We start from the raw sequence: 25,518 nt of genomic DNA, 5'->3' as shown, positions 1-25,518 counted from the left end.
CTTTAACGCTTTAGCGATTTTACAAAGCAGATTAATTTTTGATTAATCTTTTGGCAAACATTACCTTTAGGTGCGGTCGATGAGTTAATATTATTTACCGTTTCAAGCCAAAATCATCAGTCATCTACAATGAAAAAATCCATTTATGCCGCATTAATGTCTGCGATTATTTGCCCTGGAAGTGGCCAACTTTGGCTAGGTAAAAAGTGGCTCGGTTGGGGATTTATTAGCGTAAGTGTAGTGTGCATAGCACTGTTAATGAACCATCTCATTAGTCGTGCGCAAGTGATTGCCGAGCAAATTTTGGCGGGCAATATTGCTAACGATTTAAACTCTATTTACGCCGAGGTCTCTAAAGTCGCACTGGACACACAATCGACAGAGTTATCGCAACTCACTTGGTTTTTTATTGCCAATTGGGTGTTAAGTATCGCCAGCGCATTTTGGCTTGGTGCTAAGCAAGATAAGCAGTTACAAACAAAAACAGCCGACTAAATTGCATTAGTCGGCTGTTTTTATTGTGATAAAGGGTTATTTTTTGTCATCTTTTGGGTCTAGCGGCTCAACATCAATAATGTCATCGTCGCTTTTGTTTTGCTCTATATGATGGCTGTGTGGTTGCTCGTCTTTACGTTCAAAATCACCATCAAAAGTATTGCCGTTTTGATCAAACGGATTTTGGTTGCTAAATGGGCCCGATTGACCAAACGGGTTTTGCCCTGGGCCAAAACCACCTTTAAAGCCACCGTTAGCTACCACACGCAGTTGCATACGCTTATACAAATATTTCGCAATGGGTGCGCGGGTAAATGGGGTTAATAAAATTAAGCCAATAAAGTCGGTCACAAACCCAGGGATAAGTAACAATACACCTGCAGCAGCTAACATCATACCTTCAACAATCTCGTGGCCTGGCGCTTCGCCGCGGGCAAGCTTTTGTTGTACTGTCATTAACGTGCTTAAGCCCTGACTACGTACTAATGACACTCCAACAACGGCAGTAAATAACACCAAGCCGACCGTGGTCCATGAGCCAATAGAGCTGGCCACTTCAATCAATACGTTGAGCTCCACAACCGGGACAAGTACAAATATTAACAATAGAATAAAAAACATATTGGCCTCTAATCATCGCTTTTTGTTACAGTTTGCGACGTGTAATACATAACGTAGCGACGTATAAATAATAAAGTGGCGACCTAAAAAAATACTGCCGATGAAACTTAAATGGGGGTTATCGGGTCTGTTTTCAAGACAGCTCACGAATATCATCTCAGTTTAGTGAAAACTCAGCTAAATAAGCGTAATGTGATGACGCTTTTAGTATAACGTCTTTAACTTAAGTAAACTTTAAGATTATATATGTATAAACCCAAACAACTCGTGATATTAACCACGTGCCCAGACGCTGAAACGGCCAAAATGATTGCCAATGCACTCGTTGAAAACCAACTGGCTGCCTGCGTGCAAATTGGCCAAACAGTTGAGTCGGTTTACCGTTGGGAAAATACTGTTTGTCAGTCACAAGAAGTACCATTGCAAATAAAATGCATGGCCGCTCAGCTTGAAGCCATTGAACAACTTGTGCTCAAATTGCATCCTTATGAAGTACCTGAATTCATTGCCATTCCGATTATCGGTGGTTTTGGCCCTTATCTACAATGGATAGAAGACAACTCACAATCATGAAAAAAATAGTCGCTTTATGCCTGACATCATTGTTATTGATGTCATCAATTTTACTGGTACCTGCCGCGCACAGTGCGAACTCTTCTAGTAACACGTTTAGTTTTTTAAGCAGTGAGCCCAAGCTCATGCCAGTTAACGAGGCGTTTGCGTTTGATTATGAGCAACAAGGTAATCAACTCAAAATCAGCTTTGTGATTGCAGACGGTTATTATTTGTATCGCGATAAGCTGCAGTTTTCTGCCGACGGCGCCGTAATTGGCGATATTGCCTTGCCTCGTGGTAAAAACCATAACGATGAGTATTTTGGTGACCAAGAAGTCTATTACACCTTTGTAGAGATCCCTGTGGGGCTAAAACAAGCTGATGCAGATGCACTATTTCAAGTGACGTTTATGGGCTGTGCTGAAGGCACATTATGTTATCCGCCAACCAAAAATGAGGTCAAATTAGCCGGTGTTGAAGCCAACGACGGTAAGGTTATGGCTAAAAAGGTCATTGGCGCGCCAGAAGCAACGCCATCATTAGCTGCCACAGATACGGCAAAAGCGCCGATAACCCAACAAGATAACTTAAGCCAAATGCTGCAAAACGACAGCCTTTTATGGACCTTAGTGATTTTCTTTGGTTTAGGCATTGGCTTAGCGTTAACGCCTTGCGTGTTCCCTATGTACCCTATTTTGTCAGGCATTATTGTTGGCCAGGGGCAAAAGCTGTCTACCGCTAAAGCATTCACGTTATCAATGGCGTACGTACAAGGTATGGCCATTACCTATTCGTTATTAGGGTTGGTTGTTGCCTCTGCCGGACTTAAGTTTCAAGCGGCGTTACAACACCCTGCTATTTTGATTTTCTTGGCGGTGATGTTTGTGCTACTGAGCTTATCAATGTTTGGCATGTACGATTTAAAGCTGCCATCAAAATGGCAAGAAAAGATGAACGACATGTCGAACAACCAAAAAGGTGGCAACCTGATTGGCGTGTTCTTAATGGGTGTTATCTCTGGGTTAGTCGCGTCTCCTTGTACTACAGCACCGCTCTCTGGCGCATTGATTTATGTAGCGCAATCTGGCGACTTAATTCAAGGCTTTTTAGCGCTGTATGTATTAAGCATGGGGATGGGTGTGCCGTTACTGATTATTGGGACTTCTGGCGGTAAAATTCTGCCACGTGCCGGTGCCTGGATGGACATTATTAAAACCGTGTTTGGTTTCTTATTAATTTCAGTATCAATTGTAATGGTCGGTCGTATTTGGCCTGGCCTGGTGTCTGATTTAATGTGGTCGGTTTGGGGCATCGCGTTAACAGGTTACTTGATGCACCAAAATAAACTCAGCGAATTTAGCTGGAAACAGACTACCCGTGGCGTATTGTTGTTACTGACTTTATTAGCCAGCTTTTCGTATGGTTTTCAGGCACTGATGACGGCTTTTGGTCACGACGCGCCAAACGAGAGCCAAACTAACGTTGAAGGCAAAGCCACCAGTGAAGCTAATCATTTTGTGCGCATTAAATCACTTGCTGACTTAGACGTTGAGCTGGATAAAGCCAGCATTAGCGGCAAAACAGTGATGCTCGATTTATACGCCGACTGGTGCGTGGCGTGTAAAGAGTTTGAAGCGATTACCTTTAAAGACAAAGAGGTCGCTAAGCGTTTGGATCAAATGGTTTTACTGCAAGCCGACGTTACCGCCAGCGACGATATCGATATTGAGCTGCTTGAACATTATGGGGTGCTGGGATTGCCAACACTATTGATGTTTAATCAAGACGGTGAGCAGCGTGAAGACTTACGTGTAACCGGATTTATGGGGCCAAAAGACTTTGCGGCGCATTTAGACCTGTTATTAAAATAACGTAAAATATTTTCTATTTAAGTCAGCACCTTTAGTTACTAAAGGTGCTTTTTTTACATTAGCAGTTATTAAAATCATCGAAAGTTAAACTTTTTCTTATACAATATGGTTTTATACCCCTCTTTCAAGGAGTTTTATGGAACCCGCTATTCTTATCATCACCTTATTGTGCGGCATGTTGGTGAGTCGAGTCGGCTTACCGCCACTCATTGGTTACCTTATCGCGGGATTCGTACTATTCACTTTCGGCATTGAAGACTCTAGCTTACCCATTTTGCAACAATTGGCTGATTTAGGTGTCACGCTGCTGCTGTTTTCTATTGGCCTTAAACTTGATATTAAAAGTTTATTTAAAGCCGAAGTCTGGGCTGGGTCGAGCTTACATTTAATTGGTTCGATTATCTTTTTTGTTCCGGTACTCAAACTACTTGGCTTTTTAGGCATAGAGCAACTCGACGGTTTTAGCATTAATCAGCTGATGTTAGTGTCATTTGCCCTGAGCTTTTCGAGCACGGTATTTGCGGTGAAAGTGCTTGAAGACAGCGGTGATATGCAGTCGCTTTATGGCCGTGTTGCGATTGGTATCTTGATTATGCAAGATATCTTTGCGGTGATATTTTTAACCATTTCTAAAGGCAACATTCCCTCAGTTTGGGCCTTTGGCTTATTGTTATTGCCGCTTGCTCGCCCATTAATTTATAAAGTTTTCGACCGAGTCGGCCACGGTGAAATGCTGGTACTCTTTGGCTTAGTGATGGCGTTAGTTGTGGGAGCATGGTTATTTGAGGCTGTCGGCTTAAAACCCGATTTAGGTGCGCTTATTATCGGTATTTTACTGGCAGGACATGCTAAATCATCTGAGTTAGCCAAATCGATTTACTTCTTTAAAGAGCTCTTTTTAGTCGCGTTTTTCTTAACCATTGGTTTAAATGGTCTGCCCACTTTGGCCGATATTGGCTTAGCAGCCATTTTAGTGGCGTTAGTGCCCGTTAAAATAGTGATGTTTGTTTACCTGTTAACTCGCTTTAAACTGCGCTCGCGAACCTCATTGTTAGCCTCGTTTAACTTGGGTAACTACAGTGAGTTTGGCCTGATTGTGGCTGCAGTTGCGGCTTATAAGGGTTGGTTACCACCAGAGTGGTTAATCATTATTGCTGTTGCATTGAGTATTAGCTTTTTATTTGCTGCGCCACTAAACCACAGTGTCAGTAAAATTTATCAGCGCTACCAATCAAAGCTCACCAAGCTTGAGCGTCACCCGCTTCATCCTGAAGACAGACAGATTAAAATTGGTAATCCTCGCTTTTTAATTTTAGGCATGGGCCGCATTGGTTCTGGTGCTTACGATGAGTTACGCGCTAAATATACCGGTGAAATTTTAGGGATTGAGCACAAGCAAGAACTGGTGGATTTTCATCGCACTAATGACAGAAATGTTGTGCAAGGTGACGCTAGCGATACCGATTTTTGGGAAAAACTAGAACGCGCACCAAACCTTGAATTAGTGCTGTTAGCGATGCCAAATCACGTGGGTAATTTGTTTGCAGTGCAGCAACTCCACAAGCTCAATTATGAAGGTAAAATCAGTGCCATTGTACAATTTGCTGAAGACGCTGAGTCATTAAGAGACTCTGGCGTACACACGGTTTATAACTTGTATGAAGCGGCGGGTGCAGGTTTTGTTGACCATGTCATTAATGAGTTGCTTGAGTCTCCGCCTGAGCTAGTACCAGAGTTTACTGCAGTTAGTACTGCTGAAGGTGATGAAGGTGATACTGAAACCCAACACGTAAAGCAGCCATAATCCACTCGCGATAAACAAAACGCCTACCTATAAATGTAGGCGTTTTGTTTACGACACAGTATTTTCAATTTTGCTACCGATAAAAAAATCTCAGTTACAGACAAGGCAAAGTCATGCTATAACTCATCAACGTAAATTTATGTTTTCTTGTCACTCTTTAGTTGGATTTTTTGAAGTATGCCTAACCCTGCTCAGCGCGCGACTAAATTATTTGTTCAAACATTCGGCACCAAGCCTGATGAGTTATATCAAGCGCCCGGCCGAGTGAATATTATGGGTGAGCATACTGATTATAACGAAGGTTTAGCACTCCCAGCGGCAATTAATTTCCATACTGTTATTGCAGTAAAACACCGCGAGGATAATCTCTTTCGTGCGGTTACGACTGCCTTTCCTGGTCAAATTAAGCAATGGAATTTTGGTGAAGAAGGCTCTGTGGCAGCCGGCGATGATTGGAGCCATTATTTAAAATGCGTTACAGCGGCCATGAATCAATCTGGCTTACAAGCAAAAGGCCTCGATTTAGCCATTGTCGGCGACGTACCATTAGGTGCTGGCTTGTCGTCATCGGCAGCGTTAGAAATCGCCTTTGGTACCGCCATTAGCTACGCCAGCCAGTTACATTTATCACCGTTAGCCATTGCACAACTTGCTCAACGCGGTGAAAGCCAATTTATGTGTTTAGATTGCGGCATGATGGATCAAATGATCAGTGCCATGGCTGAACCTGACCACGCCTTATTAATTGACTGCTTAGAGCTCGAAAGCGAACCCGTATTGCTGCCCGAAGACCTGAGTATGATTATTATTGATACCAAACAAGACAGGCATGCGTTTACTCAACAATTTGAGCAACGTAAAAAACAAGCTAATCACATTACCCAGCTGCTGGGACTTGATTCGTTACGTGACCTGTCTTTAAGTCAACTAAACCAAAATAAATCGCTATTAGATGATAAACAGTTCCGCCGAGCGCGTCACATCATTAGTGAAAACCAACGCACCAGTAATGCCGCTCGCGCATTGCAACAAAACAATATTGCTCGCTTTAGCCAGTTAATGGCACAGTCGCAAGCATCTATGCGTGATGACTTTGACATTATTAGCCCAGAAATTGACACCCTCGTCACTATGATTTCAACCTTGATAGGTGAGCAAGGTGGCGTACGCATGAGTGATGGCTGTGTCCTTGCATTAGTGAGCCATGATTTAAGCGATGATGTGATTAATTTAGTTGAAAATCAATTCTTTGCTAAAACAGGCATTGAAGCAACAATTCACTTATGTTCAGCCAGTGGCGGTGCAGGACGCATCCGCTAGAAATAACAATTAGAGAGGCGTAAATGGTACGTTTTAGTGTGCTGGAACCTTGGCAAGATCCTCGTGGTGGCGAGATTGAGCGGGTTAGGATAGATAATGGCATCATCGCACTTGAAGTATTAAGTCTAGGCGGCATCATTCGATCATTATGGACACCCGATCGCAATGGTGAGCGTAAAAATATTGTTTTAGGCTGTGATAGTGCAGAAGATTACTTAACTCAACAAGCGCATTTAGGCGCTGTTGCTGGGCGTTACAGTAATCGCATTGCGAATGGCACAATGCAATACCAAGACCAGCGCTATTCACTTAGCGTTAATCAAGCTACCAACTGTTTACACGGTGGTTCAGAAGGCTTTAACCGCAAAATATGGCAATTAGGCACTCTAAGTGATGGCGTGCGCTTAACCCTTAAAAGCCCTGACGGCGACATGGGGTTCCCAGGTAATTGCACTGTGCAATTAGATTACCGCCTAGCCGGAAATAATTTGTACATTGAAATACTCGCCAGCACCGACAAAGCCTGTCCAATAAGCTTAACTCAACACAGCTACTTTAATTTAGACGGTAACCGCAGCAACACCAATGCAGAGCATACTCTGCAAGTGGATGCGACCCGCTACCTCACCATGAATGATGTGGGCGTCCCCACTGGCATTGAAGCAACGGCTGGCAGCGACCTTGATATGGCGACAGCTACACCCATGTCGGTACAAACACAGCGCGCCGCATTGGCAGCCACTAACGGTTTTGATCACTGTTATGTACTTGATAACCCAGGAGCGGATTTACAACGCTTTGGCTGTTTAGCCAGCCCAAATAGCGGCCGCAATATGACGGTTTACACCAATCAACCTGGCGTGCAGGTATATGGGGCGAACTTTTTACAAGGCACTGTCGCGAAAAAGCAGCGAGTACTTGTAGACCATCAAGCTGTGTGTATTGAACCGCAAATGCTGCCAGACTCGCCAAATCAACCGAGTCTGCCTGGCGCAAGCGAGGTATGGATAACACCAGACAAGGTGTACCATCATATGACGCGTTATCAGTTCGATGTTGAATAATTTGCACCCCAAACCCACATTTAACGCCGAAGATATCGGCCAAATCGCCGTCGGGGCTTTTGCCCTGTCGGTGCCGATTGCATTTTCTGAAGAAGCCTGGCGCTTGTCGGCCAGTTTACCGACACTCAATTTGGTTCTGGTGGTATTGCTGTCGTTGGCGTTTATTACTTTATTTGCTTATCAAAGCGTGTTTCAGGCCAATATTGTTAATCGTCGAGGGGCGTTTTTATTGCGGGTGGTGGCAGCGTATTTGTTGACGTTATTAGTGGTAGGCATAGTGTTATTGGCATTAAATAAACTGCCGTTGCTAACCGACCCTATTTTAGCCTTAAAGCGCATTATTTTAATTGCGATGCCTGCATCGATGGGCGCAATTATTGTCGACAGTTTCGATAAAGAATAATTGCTAACGGCGAGCATTTAGCACAAAAACAAACGGCATAAAGAATCGTCATTCTTTATGCCGTTTTGATAACCAGACAAACCACGAAAAACCAATTATTAATATCAATAACAATAACTTGTTTACGCGATTAATCGTCTAGGTTATCACCCATTTCGTCGTAATTATCGTCATCGTCGTCATCAGAATCATCAAAATCTGGTATATCATCATCTGAATCTGCAACTTCATCTGGCTCAGCCACTGGTTTGGCTTTGCGAGGTGGTGCCGTATCTGGCACTTTTGACAAATCGATCCGTGATTGGTGCTTTGACATAAACTCAGCGCGAGCAGCTTTCCAAGCATCCCCAAACTCAACCATTGCGGCTGCTGTTTGTTCGTCATCTAAGTCATGTAAATTAGCTTTAACGATGTCTTCTACAAATTCAACAATGGTGTTTCGCACTGTGTGGAACATGTAGACGCGCCCAGGAGACGCTTGTGGTAATTGGCCATCATAAACGACGATAGTATTGCCTTTCGACGTTCTTAACTCACCAACCCAAAGTTTTTTTGCTGTGTTATACATATATGCTAACGCCCTTAAATCAACACATATTCTAAAAATGATGCAGTGTGCTGGGCAATAAAACACCCAATCTGCACCACGATTATCTGTTCTGTATTTACGTGGGTATTTAAACAGAATATTTCTGAGAATCAATGCCTAAAACGATGAATTTTTCGCGTAATCGCATAAAAACAACAATCTTAGAAAAATTTCTTCACATCAAGACCAGTCCCCTTATTAAAAGTATGGCTATTGACCAACTCAATAGACCGAGTTAATCACTTTGATAACTGGACCTCGATAACTGGACAATAGCCTAAATAAATCAGCCTTCAAGTTTTTTATCTAAAAAATATTATCGGTATCACCCTGTTGTTGAAACATCTTTACTGAACAGCTAAATCCAACACAATTTTGCCTTTATGTTTGCCAGACTCCATTAACTGGTGTGCTTGTACTACCTGCGCAAAAGGAAACACACTGTCGATTGGAATGCTCATAGCACCACTGTTTAATAATGGCCATACGTGCTCTGCTAGGCCTTGAGCTATTTGTGCTTTATTGGCAACACTTTGTGGCCGCAGTGTTGAACCTGTCCACACCACGCGTTTTGCCATAATACGGAAAATATCGATAGTTGCTTGTGGGCCGCGCTGCATCGCTACTGACACCATGCGTCCATCGGTGGCTATCGCTTTGAGATTTTCATTAATAAAGTCACCACCGGCGATATCCATAATCACATTCACGCCAACGCCCTGGGTAGCCGCTAAAATAGGCTCAACAAATGGCTCCTCGTTGTAATTAATCGCAACACTGGCACCTTGATCTAAACAGTATTGGCATTTTTCAGCACTGCCCGATGTCGCAAAAACTTTAGCCCCTAGACGACTGGCCATTTGAATCGCGGTCGTACCGATACCACCTGAGCCACCATGAATTAACACGCTCTCTCCCGCTTTAAGCCCTGCGCGAATAAACAAGTTACCCCACACGGTAAAAAAGGTCTCAGGTAGCCCTGCCGCTTGCACATAACTGTAACCCGTCGGAATAGGTAAGCAATGGGCCGCGTAAGTGTTCACTAACTCGGCATAGCCACCGCCGGGGACTAAAGCACACACTTTATCGCCCACTTGCCACTGTGTTACATCCTCTGCCACCGAGACGATTTCACCCGCAACCTCTAAACCAATAATAGGGCTCGCTCCAGCTGGCGGCGGATAGGCTCCGACACGCTGCTTAATGTCTGGGCCATTAACACCTGCGGCATGCACCTTAATGGTCACCTGGCCTGCTGACGGTAAATCGAGGGTTGACTGTGCCATGGTCATGACGCTGGGTTCACCGGGCTGTTCAACAGTCACATGGGTAAATTGTCTGTTATGTGTTGCCATAAATGTTGTCTCAATTTAGTGTTATTAAAATGTAAGCAGATATAGGTAGGCTGTTATTTGGTCAATTGTTTGTTTACAAAATCAGCACAATTTTCAAGAAAACGAACAATAAACGTCTTTAAACACCCAAATAGGTTGCCTATATTAGCTGAACCTTTACTATACCCGACCGCTTAAACCATGGAGCAAAATGCTTGATAAAATATCTATCATTTATACTGTTGTTAGCCAGTATTCACGCCCATGCTACGCCGATTCGGATTGCATCAGATATTTGGTGCCCCTATGTTTGCGAAAATCAAAAAGGCTATATTGTAGAATTAACACAACGTGCTTTTGAAATCCAAAACCAAAAAGTTGAGTTTATAACTATTCCGTATAAACGCGCCTTAGTTGAGCTACAAAGAAACAATATTGATGCCGTGTTAGCTTTAACCCCAAGCGCCATTGCCAATAATAATTTAGTGAGTGCGAATGTTGTTTTAGGCTATAACACTAATGACTTCTATACCTTAGTCGACAGCCAAGAATCGTTTAGCTATATATCAGATCTTAATTTTACCCAACAGGCTGCGGTCGTGACGGGTTACGATTATGGTGTAGAACTTGATGCTTGGCTAAACGCACACACCAACAGTTACTTTGCCTCTGGCAGCGACCCCTTAGCGATGAACATCATTCGACTAGTAAAAGGCCGTCATTCGGTGATCATCGACAACAAAAATGTCATTGAGTACACCGCGAGTCAATTAAACTTAAGTCAACAATTGCGTTATGCAGGTACGATAGGCAAACCAGTGCCCTTATATGTAGGATTTAGTCAGCAAAATCAGGCAAATGCCATTATATTGGCAAACGGCATTGCATTGCTTAAAGACAACGGTGAATATCAAAGTATTATGAATAAATACAAGCTATTACCAAAAATATCTTATGACAAGTCACGCTATAAACACTTGCACAAGTACCTCCCTGTGCTTAATTGATGTCGCTACCCCCCTTTTTATCTCCAAATCCCATTGGTAATACGCAAGATTTGGTAACACTATTTCACTGTATATTCATTCCAACTTAGTTACACTCTGCCCATAAAAAATACAATAAGTCATCATTTTGGGAATATTGGCACCTGCTCACAGGTGTTTGAGGAATGTTTATGCGCGTATATCGCCAACTGCTGTTATTGGCCTTTACCAGTTCAGTCATTTTTACCGGCTCGGCTTCAGAAATTGTTCAAAGCAAAGGCCATTTTGAAGATAAGTTTCGTCAGCTTGAAGAAAGCCTACCCACCGCAAATGGTTACCGCAACGCAGCAGGCGAGCCAGGAAAAGACTATTGGCAACAGCAAGTTGACTACAAAATCAATGTCACGTTAGATGAAACAAAGCGCCGCATTGAAGGTGAGCAAGTCATTACTTACCACAACAATTCTCCGTATAAGCTTAAATATCTGTGGTTACAGCTAGAGCAAAATCGTTTTAAATCCGACTCCATCGCTGAGCGCAGCAGCACCTTTAATGGTGTTGATGGCAGTGTGAGCGCGGCGAACACTTATGGCGACAATGCATTTGCAAAAATCAGCCTACAAGATCTGCGTCGCCAACAATTTTTAGCCGACAACAGTCTTGGTTACCAGATAACAGCAGTAACCGATGCAAACAAAAAACCATTAAAATACACCATTGTCGGCGCTCAAATGCGTATCGATTTACCCAAGCCGTTACCTCACAATCAATCCACTAAACTCAATATAAATTACAGCTACAATATTTTAGAAGAGGATGCCGTTGGGGCTCGCTCGGGTTATGAACACTTTCCTGACGATGAGCGTGAAGGTGGCAATGACATCTTTTTATTAGCCCAATGGTTTCCACGAGTCGCTAGCTATTCTGACTACGAAGCGTGGCACAACAAAGAGTTTTTAGGCAGTGGTGAGTTTACCCTCGAGTTTGGTAATTACGATGTCAGTATGACCGTACCGAGCGACCATATCGTCACAGCCACAGGCGTATTACAAAACAGCAAAAACGTACTTTCAGCTACACAGCTTAAGCGTTTAGAAAAAGCAAAAACCGCTGAAAAGCCAGTGTTTATAGTCTCGGCAGATGAAGCACTCGCCAATGAGTCGAGTACGGCTAAAGGCACTAAAACATGGCACTTTAAAGCTGACAATGTTCGCGACTTTGCATGGGCATCATCGCGTAAATTTATATGGGATGCACAAGGTTATCAGCAAAAAGACAGCCAAAACCCCCACGTGATGGCAATGTCTTTTTACCCCAAAGAAGGCGGCGAGCTGTGGCAGCGATATTCAACGGCCTCGGTGATCCATACACTTAAGGTTTATTCGCGTTTTACCTTCGACTATCCCTACCCTGCAGCCATTAGTGTTAATGGACCGGTTGGCGGCATGGAATACCCAATGATCAGCTTTAATGGCCCGCGCACCATTTGGCATGACGATGAAAGCCGCACCTATACCTTGTCTGAAAAACAATTCTTAATTGGCGTAGTTATCCACGAAGTCGGCCATAACTACTTCCCGATGATTGTAAACTCAGACGAGCGCCAATGGACCTGGATGGACGAAGGCTTAAACAGCTTTTTAGACGGTATTGCCACCCGCGAATGGGACCCAGATTTACCCTGGGGGCGTGAGCCAAGTGACGTGACCGAATACATGAAGTCAAACGTGCAAGTGCCTATTATGACCCAGTCAGACAGTGTGTTGCAGCTTGGGCCAAATGCTTATATTAAACCAGCTGTAGCATTAAATATTTTACGTGAAGTGATACTAGGCCGTGAGCTATTTGACTTTGCCTTTCAAGAATACAGCCACCGTTGGATGAACAAACGCCCAACACCGAGCGATTTTTTCCGCACCATGGAAGAAGCCTCTGGGGTTGATTTAGATTGGTTTTTCCGTGGCTGGTTTTACACCACTGACCATGTGGATATCTCACTCGACCGCATTTATAAACTGCGCCTAGACACTAACAATCCAGACATTGATTTTGAGCGCCGTCGTCAAGACTATCAAGCCAAACCCATGCCTTATTCTGTTGAGCGTAATCAACAAAGTGGCCAAAAAACCTGGGTTGACCTGAACTCCGACAATCTTGATTATCATGACCAACATGATCAATTTAGCGTCACCAATAAAGAGCGAAATAAGTACAACAAAAAACACGCTGAGCTCGACCCGTGGGAGCAACAAGTACTGGCACGAGCGCTAAAAGAAGATAAAAACTACTACGTGTTTAACTTTGCTAATCTTGGTGGTCTCGTGATGCCTATCCTGCTCGAGCTAACCTTCGAGAATGGCAACACTGAATCGTTAGTGTTGCCGGCTGAAATTTGGCGCCGTTCACCATCACAGGTCAGTAAGCTGATTGTGACCGATAAAGACAATATCCTGGTCTCTGCCGTGATTGACCGCCGTGGTGAAACAGCCGACGTCGATATTGAAAACAACTATTATCCGCGGCAAATTATTCCATCACGCATTGAAGCCTTTAAAGAGGAAGAGCGTAAGGGCAATAAATATCGCGACATTATGCATGACAACAAAGAAGCGTTGAAAGAGCCTGAGATTAAGGCGAAAAAGAAATGATGCGCCCATTAATCAGTTTAGTATTAATCAGCATGATGAGTTTAGGTTTACTTGCGGGTAAAGCCTTTGGCCACCAGCAAAAAGAAGCCTACACCAGTATTGTGTTTAATCAGCGCAGCGGCATGCTAGAAATTCAACATCGTTTTTATCTACACGATGCTGAACATGCCGCCCAACAAGTGATCGATAAAAACACGGATTTGATCAGCGATCCGGTTGGACGCGATGCCTTTGCGTATTACGCTATTTCAACCTTTGCCATGCAAGATCAACAACAGCAACCGCTCACACTGACTTATGTTGGCACCGAGTTGGAAGGTAAGTATTTGTGGGTGTATCAAGAAACCCCGATAACGGCAGATATGGATGGGTTTTACCTTAAAATGACTGCACTACAAGAGTTGTGGTCAGATCAAACCAACCACATCAATGTAGAGCGTAATAAGCGCGTCACCTCGGCAAGGCTACACATTGCTGACTCATGGCACTACATTGAAGTGGCTAAACCGGCCAAGTAACTCAATCTATTCAATAGATAGCACTTCTGCACTGTGAATCGTTATTACGGCTCCTATAAGTTTAGTTATAGAGGCTGTTAACTTTTCACAATGTCATCTAGCGCATCGGCTAAGGTTGAATACGTTACGCACTGGACACCATCGGGCTTAAAGCCTGCTTTTGCCAGGGTTTTCAGCGGCTGAAATTGAAAGTCAGCCAACAAGACTCGGGTGTTATCGTGCTTACATTTGGCAATGTATTTGTATAACGCCGCAACACCGCCAGAGTCTAAAATAGACACCCCATCGAAATACAATACCACGCCATCTTGTTCGGCACTTAAATGAACCAACTCACCAAAGACGCCATCGGCAGCAGCAAAAAATAATGGCCCGTTAATTTTAAACACTTTCCAGCGTGGTGGCAGTTCAACATGGATGTGTTTTTTCTGCTCGCTAATGTCTTGCACTTTGGTCATGTCGGCCACTTGCTTCATAAATAACAACGAAGCCAAAATAATCCCGGCGCTGATCGCTATCACCATGTCGAAAAATATGGTCAGTAATAAACACACCATCAACACCAGTACTTCACTGGCAGGGGCTTTTTTGACTAAATGAATAATCTTAGGCGCTTCGCTCATGTTCCACGCCACCATGATAAGCAGTGCTGACATGCCCGCCATAGGAATATAAGCCAAAATGGCACTCAAGGATAACAACGACACCAATACCACTAGCGCGTGTATCATGGCGGCTACTGGGCTTACCGCGCCCGATTTAAAATTGGCTGCAGAACGAGCAATTGCCGCAGTCGCGGTAATCCCGCCAAAAAATGGCGTAATAATATTGCCGATACCCTGGCCCAATAATTCACTATTGGCACTGTGCTTTTTACCTGACATACCGTCTAGCACTACCGCGCACAGTAACGACTCAATTGCGCCCAACATAGCAATGGCAAATGCCGCTGACAATAAATCGCTGACTAATTGCCAACTAAACGCCAATGGCGCTTCGCCGACTTGCGATCGCAACCAGGGCCATTCAAAGTCAGGTAACATCGATGGGATCCCTGCGCCAATAGAGCCGTCGGCTAAGGTAAAACTGAAGGTTGAGCCAATCGTCGCGACATGAAACCCTAACAGATTTAACATCAAAGCCACGATGCTGCCTACCACTACTGCGGGTAAATGCGCAGGCACCGCTATCTTAAGCTTTGGCCACAAAATAAACACCACTAAGGTGCTTAAACCCACCAGCAACGTCGGCCCAGAAAACCCCGGTATTTCTTGGGTTAAGGTGGCCACTTTACCCACAAAGCTTTCAGGCATTTCTGTAATGTTCAATCCAAAAAAGTCTTTTACTTGCAGCACAGCAATAACAACGGCAATCCCGCCAGTAAAACCTAACGTCACTGACTCAGGAATGTATTGAATAAAGCGACCCAGGCGAAACAACGCCATGATAATCAGCATCACTCCAGATAAAATACTCGCAAGTAACAGCCCAGACAGGCCATATTGCTGCACGATAGGATAAAGAATGACCACAAACGCGGCCGTTGGCCCAGATACGCTATAACGCGAGCCCCCAGTTAGCGGAATAATTAATCCGGCAATAATGGCGGTGTATAAGCCGTATTGCGGCGCCACGCCAATTGCAATAGCCAATGCCATTGCCAGGGGAATGGCAATAATACCAACGGTTAACCCTGCTAATAAATCTTTAGAAAATACAGCAATGCTGTAGGGATTGTCTTTTAAGGACTCTCGGAGCGCATGCCCGATACGAAGAGAAAATAAATGTGTGCGGTATTTCATTGAGGCGATCCCATAACCTAGGCGGTATAAAAGATACCCCTCATTATAGGCCGATTGCGCGCTAGCACAATCAAATTAAGTTACCACCTGATGATAATTTTATTATCATCACATTATAATAATACCAATAAAAAAGCCACGCTAGGTGGCTTTAGTGATTAACTCGGTCATTAGCTCAGTGACATCAAAATAAGATTAACCCGCAGTAAAGTCGATAGACACCTTACGACCGCGATTGGTTTCAATATTTTGATACTGCCAATCATATTGTTTAATGAGGCGTGTAGTGAGCTCAAGCCCTAAGCCAAAACCCAAATCTTCACTGCTGTTCGCGTAAGATTCGCACTGATTAATAATACTGACAGTGTAACCCTTCTGCACAATGCTCACGCTGCCCTTCATGGTATGTTGTAGTGCATTGCGGATAAGATTGGTCATAATAATCCGACATAACGTGCCCGGTAGCTGTTGAACAGACTCATCGGTTTCAATGCTAATGTCGATATCTTTACCTTTGGCTAAATAGGCCAGCTCACTCACTAACTGGCGAATAAGCTGATCTAAACTCACCTCAATAATGGGTAAACTTTTACCTTCACGCCGATTTAACCACAATAAGGTTTCGGTTAAATCAGTCATGGTCAGTCCTGCACGCTCAATGCGATCAACTACTTGCGCTTGTTTTTCAGTGTTCGCCCCTTTGGCAATTAGCTTTTGCAGTAGTTCTGTATTGGTACGGATCACTGCAATAGGGGTGCGCAGCTCATGGCTGGCATAACTCAAAAACTGTTGCTCGCGCGATAAACTGTCTTGCACTGTACTTAAGCTGGTTTTGATGATTGTTGCTAAAGTATTAAGTTCGCTGTAATGAAAATCTGGCGTAGGTTGCTCAAGCTGTTGAGTATTGAGGCCTTTGGCCCAGTTTTTGAGCCTTTCTACCGGCAGTGTTATCCGGCGCATCACCCAAATGAGTACGACAGCAAAAGCAATAATGCCTGATATTGCCGTGAGCAAAATGATTAAAAAATAAGGGAGGCCATTTCGCTTAAAGGCACCTATTTTGTTGCGTTCAAATACGGTGGAGACAAAGCGTGTTTCTGCGCCGTATTGTACTTTCATGGTAAAATAGCCTACATCAGGCGGAGTAATGAAATTACCGCCCACAATGGCCTTATTTAACACATTGAATTCTGTTGGTGGCGTTAGCATGATTTGCCGCACGTTTTCGGGGATATCTTGCCAGCGACTGGCAACCGTAAACGATTCAAACTGATAGGGCTTTCCGTCTGATACATTTTGTTGCTGCCCTTGGGCATACATCGACACTCGCAGAGACGAATCCATACCTGCAGTAAAGTAATGTAAGCTCAGTGCCGACAAAATCAATATGGTACCTACGCCGGTAACCAACATTGCCAACAATACATATAAGCGAATACTCGGGAGTATTTTCATTACTGTTCAGATCCCTTAATTGCAAAACCATAACCGCTAATGGTGTGCAGTAATTTATGCTCATGCTCGGCATCGATGTGTTTACGCAAATTAAAGATGTGTACCTTTAAGCTATTACTATCAGGTTGATCATCGCCCCACACTGTTTGCATTAATTTTTCCCGCGACACCGGGTTTGGGCTAGCCCGCATCAGTACGGTTAAAATTTTTAATGCGGTCGGCGACAGTTTTAATTCGATATTGTTACGAAAAGCTTGCTTTTTTTGTATATCAACAACTAAATTAGCGACCGCCAAACGCTGCACCTGACCACTGCGGCGACGAGCCAACACTTTAATCCTGACGATGAGTTCTTCCATGGCAAATGGTTTTACCAAATAATCATCTGTACCATTGGCAAAACCAGTGAGCTTGTCATCTAGGGTGTCACGTGCCGTGAGCATTAATACAGGTACATCAATGCCTTCAGCTCGGATAGACTCACACACTTGTAGACCATTCATTTTGGGTAAATTTAAATCCAAAATAATCGCGTCGTAATGATTTTGCTGAATTAAATGCAGCCCAGCTAACCCATTAGCACTGTGATCGCACAAGATATCTTCGAGTTCTAAATACTCGATAACCGCTGTCGCGAGGTCGAGATCATCTTCGACCAGTAATAACTGTAATTTATCAGCTGTCATCGAGCAGACTCCTTAAGGTTATGCTACCGCTGTTGCGTCATGATTAGGGCGTAACTTATTCATGATATTGGCGATAAAACCCTTTATTTCACATTGAATCAACAACAATGACGGTGTCAAAATCAAGGTGATCACTGTGGCAAACAAAATACCATACCCAAGTGCTGCCGCAGCCGGAATTAAGAACTGTGCTTGTAATGAGGTTTCACCTAATAATGGTGCTAACCCTGCAAACGTGGTCACCGATGTTAATAATACGGCACGTAAACGTCCGGTGCATGACTCAACAATCGCATCATGTACCGACAAGCCTTCTTCTTTAATCAATTCATTAAAGCGCGACACCAATAATAGACTGTCGTTTACCACCACACCACTTAAGGCCAATATACCATTTAACGATAAAATACTGATGGTTAAGTCGTTCCACCAATGGCCTAAAATCGCGCCAACTACACCAAATGGAATCGCGGTCATAATGATCATTGGCTGCACATACGACTTAAGCGGAATGGCTAATAAGGCATAAATCGCAATCAACGCCAGCACAAACATCGACCCTATTGAACTTGTGGTTTCGGCTTGTTGTTCAGCTTCACCAGCAAAATTAAAGCTCACGCCTGGGTATTGCACTTCAAGTTGTGGCACTAACGACTGCTGTAATTGGCTCACTAACTCATTAGAGGCAATCTTATCTTTATCTAACACCGCGCTAATATACACCGCACGTTGGCTATCAATACGGGTGATACTTGATGGCTGATAGTCATTAAAAATATCGGCAACATGGCTTAATGGCACTATGGTACCGTCACTGGTGCGAACATTAGCTAGTTTGACATCAGCAATGGTTTGACGGTCTTCATCGGGGTAACGTACGCGAACTTTTACTTCGTCTTTACCGCGTTGGAAACGCTGTACCACGCCACCACCAAATGACTGCAATACTTGCCCAGATAAGGTTTCGGTATCAAATCCAAGGGCGCGACCCTGAGCGGTTAATTCAAAGCGGTATTGTGGCTCACCTAAATCTAGGTTGTTATCGATACCACTGACGCCGTCCATGGTTTCGATAGCCGCTTTTAATGCCTTACCCGCAGCAAACACTGACTCGGTATCGCTGGCTTTAATCTCTACTTTAAAGTTATCGAGCATTTCTCTTTTAGCTAACACTTTTAGCTTTTTAACCCCTTCCATTTGGCCAACTGCTTCGGTCCATTTTACGGTAAATTCTTTTAGGGCATACGGCGCACCTGATGCTAACTCAACGATTACCTGACCAGAGTCACTACTGCTTGCCAGTACATGTAAACTCGAAAGGTAACTCGCAGTGTCATCACTATATTGGGCAGAAAGCTGAGCATCTACGCGTTTAGCAGCAGCTTCTAAGGTGGTTAAGTTTTTATAGGTTTGACCAAAGCTGGCATCATTTTGCATAGAAAAATCAGCTACAGCGGTGTCGCCAGTAATATCAGGGAAAAACGCCACCCTAACACTGCCTGTGATTGGCATGCCTGCTACCACAATAAATACCGCAATAAACACCATCACCACGGCGTAACGAAAACGCAGGGCAAACTCAATTAATGGCTGGTAAATTACTCGGCTAGACCACTTTAAACCACTGTCGGCAGCATGCTGAATATGGTTAAACCATGATTTTTTAGCACGCTTTTTAGTATCAATATGGGCAAGATGCGACGGTAAAATAAACTTAGATTCCACCAGCGACAACATTAAACAAATTGCCACAACCGTACCAAACTGAGCATAAATTTGCCCTAGGCGCCCTTCCACATTGGCTAACGCCACAAACGCGACCACAGTGGTTAACACGCCAAAAATAGTCGGTGTGGCTACTTTGAGGGTGCCTTTAATGGTGTTATCGATGTTATCGCCGTATTTTTGTCGGGTACTATATACGCTCTCACCGACGACAACTGCGTCATCCACCACAATACCCAGCGCCATAATAAAGCCAAAGGTGGTCATCTCATTTAGGGTTAAGCCTGCAAAATTGTTGGTCATGAAAAACAAGGTGCCAAAGAACACAAACGGCAACCCTGCTGCCACCCAAAACGCTACGCGAAGGTTTAAAAATAACGCCAAAATGATAAACACTAACGCAATACCGCTTAGGGCATTTTTAACCAATAAGCTTAAACGTTCGGTAATAAGGGTACTTTTGTCATACCAAGAGGCAATACTGACATTTTCAGGTAATGCACTCGAGTTACGCCATTTTTCAACCACTTGCTTGGCTTGTTCGACAATATTAACGATGTCGCCGTTTTCATCCATGACAATCTGAATCGCGCTTGAGTTGACATTGTTATAACGCGACAATACAAAGGTGTCGTCGGCAAACTCATCTTTTACCGTGGCGATATCGCCTAAGGTAATTAGCGACCCTTGGCTGTTAGTAATGATGGGCAGCGCCATGAAATCTTGCTTTTGATACGCCTGATCTGACACTTTTAAGCGTACAGTTTTGTCGTCATTGTATAAGCTGGTCGAAATTGATGTCGCAGATTCTGCGTTAACGGCATTGGCAACAGACTCTAAGGTTAATCCATAGGCTTGTAGCTTAGCTTCATCGACTTCAATCGAAATCATTGGCTCAGCTTTGGCTTTAATCTCAAGGTCGTGAATCGCATCCTGGCTTAAAAGATCTGTCTTTAATTGCTCAGCTAATGCCTGCAATGTTATCCGGTCTGTATCACCATAAATCTCAATCCAGAGCGCGTGATCTTGCAAGCGCATCTTGTCGATTACCGGGTTTTCAGCTTCAGTAGGAAAGTTATAAATTGCATCGACATTGGTTTTAATGTCGGTTAGCAAGGTATCTAAATCATACGAACTGGTTTTCTCAATAATCACACTACTGCCATCGGCATTAGAGGTTGAGGTGATGCGTTTAATTCCAGGGACGGTTTCTAAAGCATCTTCAATTTTAATTGCTATACCTTCTTCGGCAAGCACAGGATCGCCACTGTCGTAGGTGACAGACACGGTGACACGATCAGGCTCTAGGCTCGGAAACGCCTCTTTACGCAAGTTATTAAGTGAGAATAAACCGACAACAATCATGCCAATCAATAACAAGTTAGCGGCAACTGAGTTTCTGGCAAACCAGGCTATTGCCCCAGTGTGAGTCGATTGAGGATTAGACATCACTATACCTCTTCCTTAGCAAGCACTTTGGTGCCGACTTTAAAGTTACTCAATGGGCGTTTTACAATTTGCATTTTGGCTGGCATGTCTTGTTTATTTGTCATCGGTGTCACATAAACAAAACCGCCTTTTTCAAATGCAATATTGGCTGCGGACTTCGCTAATAAACCTTTATCGTCAACAAACCAAATATCACCTTGCTGCGAAATAGCCGATGAAGGTAATTGCCATAAGTTAGTTAACGACTTACCTTGAATGTTAGTTTTAACAAAGGTACCTGGGTACAAATCGGTTTGCTGTGCAAGTGGGTCGTCAACTACCACAACCAATGAACGTTGACGGCTTGTTTCAGTTAAATGTTGCTCTACGCGCTCAATATAGCCTTGCCATTGATATTGGCCATCTGTGCTTTGTAACGTGACATTCCAAGGCGTTTTAGCTAACTCTGCGTTATCAAATGCGGGTAAGTTTCTCCATTGCATTTCAGACAAAGGTACGTTGATTTCAACTTCTGCCACACTGTACAAGGTGCCAAGTTCAGTGCCGGTTTGCACGTAGCTGCCTGGCTGAATATTACGGCTAATAATCAATGCATCAAATGGCGCTGTGATTTGGGTGTAGGCCAAATCTTGTTGGGCTTTTTTAAGCGTAAGCTTGGCGTTGTCTAATGCCGCTTTGGCCTGGGCTAATTGTGGCGTGCGCAATACGAGCGGTGATGCTGGCTCGCCAGACAAACCTGAACGTAACCACTCCGCTTTGGCTTGTTCGCCTTCGCGTTGTTCTTCTAATAAATCAAGTTCTGCTTGGGCGACGTCAGATTGCGCTTGAGTGACCGCTTGTTGATAACTGGTGTCATTGATTTGACCTAATACCGTGCCTTTTTTGATCACCTGGCCAGATTCAAATTGACGATTTAGCTCAATCACCTTTCCGCTGACTTCAGCACTTAAGGTGAGCTCAAAGCGCGGTTTTGCTTCACCAAAACCAATCACTTCAGCTTGGTATTCCTGACCATTAACGGCGACGACACCGACTTGAGGCAATAAGGTTACTGGCGCACTTTTTTCAAGTGGCTTGGCCGGAGCTTCAGCAGCGGGAGCTTTTTGATTAGGCGCCGGCGGCAATTTAGAGGCGGTATAACCTAATGCTGCAAATATGCTGCCCACAGACAATACAGTGATGATGACGTTCATACGGTTAAATTTCATGCGGATACCCCTAGACCTAATGCCAGGCCTAAATCAATACGGTTAACAAGACGGTTATAAATGGTGGTGGCAAGCTGCGCTTCAATATCATAGGTTTGCTGCTGCACTGTGAGTAGGTCAAAAATATCAACCAAACCTTGGCGATACTTTTCTTCGTAACTCACAAAACTACGCTCAGCACTCATTTGTGCCTCGGTTAAATATTGTTGTTGTTTAGCCAGTGAATACTCTTGGCCAACGCTGTTTTCAACTTCGTTGACTGCGGTTAATAAGGTGTCCTGATAAATCCAATAACTTTGCTCGGTGGTTAAGCGCGCCAATTCGGCTTGCGACTTTAACAACCCCCCTTGAAATAACGGCGCAGATAACTGCCCAAGCGCACTCCACAGTGGCCCTGTAAGTAGCGCGTCACTTGGCGACTCTGCCATGTCGGTTAAACTGGCAGATAAACTGATAGACGGTAACATCGCTTTATACGCGGCATCGGTACGTAATGATTCTGCTTCGATATTATAAAATGCGGTTTTAATGTCTGGACGGCGGCCAAGGTTTTGCTCACCCAGTACACTTATTGGGTTAATTACTGCTGGAAATTTCACGGCGATATTGGCGGCTAACTCTTCGCCGGTCCATTGCCCGGTTAATAGGGTTAAGTCACGTTTACTTTGGGCAAGCTGCTCTTGGTAACTCGCTAATGTTGCGCGAGTGCTCGCCGCGCTAGTATTGGCATTATCAAGGTCTTCTAAACTGCCTAAACCCACACGATAGCGCGCCATAATCAGTGCCTGATTGTTTTCAAGTACTGCTAAACGCTGGGTTTCAATCGCTACTAATTGCTGTTGTAAACTGATGTCTAACCAACTGCGCATCACATTGGCAGCCACTAAATCTTTGGCACTTTGTAAACTGGCTTGCGAGCTTGCAATATCTTTTAGGGCAGCATTGCTGCTGTCGGCAATTTTTTGCCATAAATCTAATTCCCAGCTGACGGTGATGTCGGTGGTGTAGCTGTCGTCACTGTCTTCGGTTGATGAGCCGCTAAAGCCCGCATCAACCGATGGTAAGCGACTTGCAGAGGTAATACCGTGCTGGGCATATGCCATATTTAATGCCACAACGCTTTGTTGCAAACTCGGATTGTTTTCAAGTGCGCTAGTAATAAACTGCTGTAACTCAGGCACGTTAACAAGGTCGGTCAATGTCGCCACGGCAACGGTTGAAGATGCTTCGGTATCACGTTGCTTTGACTCAGCCAATAGCTGCGCCAATAAGCGCTCACTAAGGTCAGCCTCAGTTTGACTCGCTTGGTCACTATAATTGGCATAATCGACGCTGCTGCAGCCCAAAAGGGTCGACACCATCAGTGCGAGCATTGCGTTACGTAAAGCCGGTTTTACCATCATGATTTGCGCCTCAAAACGTGTGTATTACACCATAATGGCACTAGCATAACGAAAGGCAGGTTAAGGAGGGGTTAAGATGGAAGGCAAAGATAAAAAAGCACACCTAACTAGGCGTGTTTCAGCCACTAAACCTACTTATACCATTGCGCATTAATAAGAGCGCATTAATAAGAGATCATTTACTAACGCAATGGTATTACACTTAATGCCCTTTTAAACGCCGGCTCAGGGCGCTTTGGCTGATCCCCAATATTTGCGCTGCGGCAGTTTGATTATTGGCGGTGCGGCTCATGGCTTCATCGACTAATGCCTGATTCATTTGTGCAATAGTTGGCAGTTGTTTGGGGAAAATAATGCCGTCATGAGGAGCATCATTCATCGATTTATGTTCATTAATCGCTTCCATAAAAGGGCTGGTATTAAGGGCAATACCGTCGCTTCTGCTCACGGCATCAAACACCATGCCTTTGAGTTCGTGCAAGTTGCCTGGAAAGTCATAACTGGCCAACTTCGTGGCTAAATCTGCAGGTTGTAGTGGTGCGGGTAAATTCATTTCTGTCGCCGCTAAGGCAATAAAATGATTAATCAACATTGAAATATCTAAGCGTCGCTCAACTAATGTTGGTAATTTAATTTTATGGGCGCGCAGACGATATAAGAGATCACTTCTAAACTTACCCGCTTGGTGAAGTTTACGTAAATCATCTTGAGTGGACACCACAAATTTACATTTTACTGGGTAAGCCGTGTCGCTACCTAAAGGATAGTATTGTTTGGTTTCTAACAAGGTCAGCAGCTTAACCTGTGCATCGAGCGGCAATGCACCTATCTCATTAAGATAAAGCACTCCACTGCCTACCTGGTGCAGTAACCCCGCAACAGCCTCTAGCTCGCCATTATTATGATGATAGAGTTTGCCACACATTTTTTGCTCAAAGTATTCACTGCTAATGCCTGAAAGATTAATACTCAGTAACGGTTCATTTGGGCTATAAAGTGCATGACACGATTTAGCAAACTCACTTTTACCGGTTCCGCTAGCACCATAAATTAACAGTGGTTCAGGGCTGCCTGAGACGGCTTCAAGGTAGCGAAATTGATCTAATAGCAGCGGTTCACAGGTCAAAATATTATTAAATGCTTGTGGGTTTTCTAGCGTGCGACTTAAAAACTTCTCTTTGATATTGATGTAGTTACGCTCAAGCCCAACCACTTCAAGCGCGCGGCGCACGGTACGCGCAAGGTCGTCGACATCATCGGTTTTAATAAAGTAGTCGTAAGCGCCATTTTTAATGCAGCGTACGGCAGTGTCGACCTCATTAACGCCGGTGACAATAATGACCCGAGTATTGGGGAAGTCACTGCGGACCATGGCTAAAATGTCTTCGCCAGAATGAAATGGCATCGTTAAATCAACCAACACTAGGGCGTAGTCGCCCACCTGTAAGCGATTTTGCACCTGGCGGCTGTCAATGCATGTGTCAATTTCAGCCTCTGGCACCAGCCGGTTTAAGGTTATTGCTAAGGTGCGTAACCAGGCGGCTTCATCGTCTATTAACAAGATATTTCGGGCTAATTTCAT

At 44.1% G+C, this 25,518-nt stretch carries 20 protein-coding genes; 10 read left to right on the top strand and 10 right to left on the bottom strand.

Features of this window, described 5'->3' with window-relative positions; genetic code table 11:
* Positions 1 to 129 precede the first annotated feature (129 nt).
* Complete coding sequence (locus IEY48_RS03190) at positions 130 to 495, top strand: hypothetical protein (protein WP_188917172.1); 366 nt, start codon at positions 130 to 132, stop codon at positions 493 to 495.
* A 36-nt stretch (positions 496 to 531) separates the two neighbouring features.
* Here IEY48_RS03190 and IEY48_RS03185 read toward each other — a convergent pair whose 3' ends face one another.
* Positions 532 to 1,116: an FxsA family protein gene (locus IEY48_RS03185; protein ID WP_188917170.1), complete on the bottom strand. Its 585-nt coding sequence runs from the start codon at positions 1,114 to 1,116 to the stop codon at positions 532 to 534.
* A 246-nt stretch (positions 1,117 to 1,362) separates the two neighbouring features.
* Here IEY48_RS03185 and cutA point away from each other — a divergent pair, with 246 nt between their 5' ends.
* From cutA to IEY48_RS03155, 6 genes are all read left to right on the top strand, one after another.
* The gene (cutA, locus tag IEY48_RS03180) at positions 1,363 to 1,689 is read left to right on the top strand and encodes a divalent-cation tolerance protein CutA (RefSeq protein WP_188917168.1); all 327 of its coding nucleotides are present in this window, start codon (positions 1,363 to 1,365) and stop codon (positions 1,687 to 1,689) included.
* On the top strand, positions 1,686 to 3,542 hold the full coding sequence (locus tag IEY48_RS03175) for a protein-disulfide reductase DsbD (RefSeq protein ID WP_188917166.1): 1,857 nt from the start codon (positions 1,686 to 1,688) through the stop codon (positions 3,540 to 3,542). The genes cutA and IEY48_RS03175 overlap by 4 nt, the downstream gene beginning before the upstream one ends.
* A 136-nt stretch (positions 3,543 to 3,678) precedes the next feature.
* Entirely contained in the window at positions 3,679 to 5,346 is a 1,668-nt protein-coding gene (locus IEY48_RS03170; RefSeq protein WP_229786300.1) for a cation:proton antiporter domain-containing protein, read from the top strand.
* A 177-nt stretch (positions 5,347 to 5,523) separates the two neighbouring features.
* Positions 5,524 to 6,666: a galactokinase gene (gene galK / locus IEY48_RS03165; RefSeq protein ID WP_188917164.1), complete on the top strand. Its 1,143-nt coding sequence runs from the start codon at positions 5,524 to 5,526 to the stop codon at positions 6,664 to 6,666.
* A gap of 23 nt (positions 6,667 to 6,689) precedes the next feature.
* A complete protein-coding gene (locus tag IEY48_RS03160; protein WP_188917162.1) occupies positions 6,690 to 7,730 on the top strand; it encodes an aldose epimerase family protein in 1,041 nt (346 codons plus the stop codon).
* On the top strand, positions 7,720 to 8,133 hold the full coding sequence (locus IEY48_RS03155; RefSeq protein ID WP_188917160.1) for a DUF2391 family protein: 414 nt from the start codon (positions 7,720 to 7,722) through the stop codon (positions 8,131 to 8,133). The genes IEY48_RS03160 and IEY48_RS03155 overlap by 11 nt, the downstream gene beginning before the upstream one ends.
* 130 nt (positions 8,134 to 8,263) lie before the next feature.
* On the opposite strand, the gene IEY48_RS03150 is transcribed toward IEY48_RS03155, so the two are convergent.
* Together IEY48_RS03150 and IEY48_RS03145 are read right to left on the bottom strand one after the other, a co-directional pair.
* Positions 8,264 to 8,701 (bottom strand): hypothetical protein, encoded by a 438-nt coding sequence (locus tag IEY48_RS03150; RefSeq protein ID WP_188917158.1) that lies wholly within the window; start codon positions 8,699 to 8,701, stop codon positions 8,264 to 8,266.
* A gap of 368 nt (positions 8,702 to 9,069) precedes the next feature.
* Positions 9,070 to 10,077 carry an NAD(P)H-quinone oxidoreductase gene (locus tag IEY48_RS03145; RefSeq protein WP_188917156.1) on the bottom strand — a complete coding sequence of 336 codons (1,008 nt, stop codon included), beginning with the start codon at positions 10,075 to 10,077 and terminating at the stop codon, positions 9,070 to 9,072.
* Between the two features lie 194 nt (positions 10,078 to 10,271).
* Here IEY48_RS03145 and IEY48_RS03140 point away from each other — a divergent pair, with 194 nt between their 5' ends.
* The 3 genes from IEY48_RS03140 to IEY48_RS03130 all read left to right on the top strand — a co-directional run bounded on the left by IEY48_RS03140 (position 10,272) and on the right by IEY48_RS03130 (position 14,208).
* Positions 10,272 to 11,063 (top strand): substrate-binding periplasmic protein, encoded by a 792-nt coding sequence (locus tag IEY48_RS03140; protein ID WP_188917154.1) that lies wholly within the window; start codon positions 10,272 to 10,274, stop codon positions 11,061 to 11,063.
* Between the two features lie 170 nt (positions 11,064 to 11,233).
* Positions 11,234 to 13,690 (top strand): M1 family metallopeptidase, encoded by a 2,457-nt coding sequence (locus IEY48_RS03135; RefSeq protein WP_188917152.1) that lies wholly within the window; start codon positions 11,234 to 11,236, stop codon positions 13,688 to 13,690.
* Positions 13,687 to 14,208 (top strand): DUF6702 family protein, encoded by a 522-nt coding sequence (locus IEY48_RS03130; RefSeq protein WP_188917150.1) that lies wholly within the window; start codon positions 13,687 to 13,689, stop codon positions 14,206 to 14,208. Before IEY48_RS03135 ends, IEY48_RS03130 begins: the two co-directional genes overlap by 4 nt.
* 77 nt (positions 14,209 to 14,285) lie before the next feature.
* Here the strand turns inward: IEY48_RS03130 and dauA are convergent, their stop codons facing one another.
* The 7 genes from dauA to IEY48_RS03095 all read right to left on the bottom strand — a co-directional run bounded on the left by dauA (position 14,286) and on the right by IEY48_RS03095 (position 25,518).
* Positions 14,286 to 16,010 carry a C4-dicarboxylic acid transporter DauA gene (dauA, locus tag IEY48_RS03125; RefSeq protein WP_188917148.1) on the bottom strand — a complete coding sequence of 575 codons (1,725 nt, stop codon included), beginning with the start codon at positions 16,008 to 16,010 and terminating at the stop codon, positions 14,286 to 14,288.
* A gap of 195 nt (positions 16,011 to 16,205) precedes the next feature.
* A complete protein-coding gene (locus IEY48_RS03120) occupies positions 16,206 to 17,465 on the bottom strand; it encodes a sensor histidine kinase (RefSeq protein WP_188917146.1) in 1,260 nt (419 codons plus the stop codon).
* The gene (locus IEY48_RS03115) at positions 17,465 to 18,151 is read right to left on the bottom strand and encodes a response regulator transcription factor (RefSeq protein WP_188917144.1); all 687 of its coding nucleotides are present in this window, start codon (positions 18,149 to 18,151) and stop codon (positions 17,465 to 17,467) included. The genes IEY48_RS03120 and IEY48_RS03115 overlap by 1 nt, the downstream gene beginning before the upstream one ends.
* Positions 18,152 to 18,169: 18 nt before the next feature.
* A complete protein-coding gene (locus tag IEY48_RS03110) occupies positions 18,170 to 21,325 on the bottom strand; it encodes an efflux RND transporter permease subunit (RefSeq protein ID WP_188917142.1) in 3,156 nt (1,051 codons plus the stop codon).
* 2 nt (positions 21,326 to 21,327) lie between these two features.
* The gene (locus tag IEY48_RS03105) at positions 21,328 to 22,533 is read right to left on the bottom strand and encodes an efflux RND transporter periplasmic adaptor subunit (protein ID WP_188917140.1); all 1,206 of its coding nucleotides are present in this window, start codon (positions 22,531 to 22,533) and stop codon (positions 21,328 to 21,330) included.
* The gene (locus IEY48_RS03100) at positions 22,530 to 23,936 is read right to left on the bottom strand and encodes a TolC family protein (RefSeq protein WP_188917139.1); all 1,407 of its coding nucleotides are present in this window, start codon (positions 23,934 to 23,936) and stop codon (positions 22,530 to 22,532) included. Before IEY48_RS03100 ends, IEY48_RS03105 begins: the two co-directional genes overlap by 4 nt.
* A 202-nt stretch (positions 23,937 to 24,138) precedes the next feature.
* Positions 24,139 to 25,518, bottom strand: coding sequence for a sigma-54-dependent transcriptional regulator (locus IEY48_RS03095; protein ID WP_188917137.1), 1,380 nt, complete (start codon positions 25,516 to 25,518; stop codon positions 24,139 to 24,141).

The organism is Shewanella saliphila (assembly GCF_014648295.1).
Taxonomy (GTDB): Bacteria; Pseudomonadota; Gammaproteobacteria; order Enterobacterales; family Shewanellaceae; genus Shewanella; species Shewanella saliphila.
Note: the sequence above shows the minus strand (reverse complement) of the source record. Positions and strands in the feature narration are given on the sequence as shown.

Bases quoted from the DNA above. Each gene is read 5' to 3' on its own strand.
- IEY48_RS03160 (WP_188917162.1), top strand. From the start codon at position 6,690: ATGGTACGTTTTAGTGTGCTGGAACCTTGGCAAGATCCTCGTGGTGGC.
- IEY48_RS03155 (WP_188917160.1), top strand. From the start codon at position 7,720: ATGTTGAATAATTTGCACCCCAAACCCACATTTAACGCCGAAGATATC.
- cutA (WP_188917168.1), top strand. From the start codon at position 1,363: ATGTATAAACCCAAACAACTCGTGATATTAACCACGTGCCCAGACGCT.
- IEY48_RS03130 (WP_188917150.1), top strand. From the start codon at position 13,687: ATGATGCGCCCATTAATCAGTTTAGTATTAATCAGCATGATGAGTTTA.
- IEY48_RS03105 (WP_188917140.1), bottom strand. From the start codon at position 22,533: ATGAAATTTAACCGTATGAACGTCATCATCACTGTATTGTCTGTGGGC.
- IEY48_RS03190 (WP_188917172.1), top strand. From the start codon at position 130: ATGAAAAAATCCATTTATGCCGCATTAATGTCTGCGATTATTTGCCCT.
- dauA (WP_188917148.1), bottom strand. From the start codon at position 16,010: ATGAAATACCGCACACATTTATTTTCTCTTCGTATCGGGCATGCGCTC.
- IEY48_RS03110 (WP_188917142.1), bottom strand. From the start codon at position 21,325: ATGTCTAATCCTCAATCGACTCACACTGGGGCAATAGCCTGGTTTGCC.
- IEY48_RS03100 (WP_188917139.1), bottom strand. From the start codon at position 23,936: ATGATGGTAAAACCGGCTTTACGTAACGCAATGCTCGCACTGATGGTG.
- IEY48_RS03095 (WP_188917137.1), bottom strand. From the start codon at position 25,518: ATGAAATTAGCCCGAAATATCTTGTTAATAGACGATGAAGCCGCCTGG.
- IEY48_RS03120 (WP_188917146.1), bottom strand. From the start codon at position 17,465: ATGAAAATACTCCCGAGTATTCGCTTATATGTATTGTTGGCAATGTTG.
- IEY48_RS03135 (WP_188917152.1), top strand. From the start codon at position 11,234: ATGCGCGTATATCGCCAACTGCTGTTATTGGCCTTTACCAGTTCAGTC.
- IEY48_RS03185 (WP_188917170.1), bottom strand. From the start codon at position 1,116: ATGTTTTTTATTCTATTGTTAATATTTGTACTTGTCCCGGTTGTGGAG.
- IEY48_RS03115 (WP_188917144.1), bottom strand. From the start codon at position 18,151: ATGACAGCTGATAAATTACAGTTATTACTGGTCGAAGATGATCTCGAC.
- IEY48_RS03145 (WP_188917156.1), bottom strand. From the start codon at position 10,077: ATGGCAACACATAACAGACAATTTACCCATGTGACTGTTGAACAGCCC.
- IEY48_RS03150 (WP_188917158.1), bottom strand. From the start codon at position 8,701: ATGTATAACACAGCAAAAAAACTTTGGGTTGGTGAGTTAAGAACGTCG.
- IEY48_RS03175 (WP_188917166.1), top strand. From the start codon at position 1,686: ATGAAAAAAATAGTCGCTTTATGCCTGACATCATTGTTATTGATGTCA.
- IEY48_RS03170 (WP_229786300.1), top strand. From the start codon at position 3,679: ATGGAACCCGCTATTCTTATCATCACCTTATTGTGCGGCATGTTGGTG.
- galK (WP_188917164.1), top strand. From the start codon at position 5,524: ATGCCTAACCCTGCTCAGCGCGCGACTAAATTATTTGTTCAAACATTC.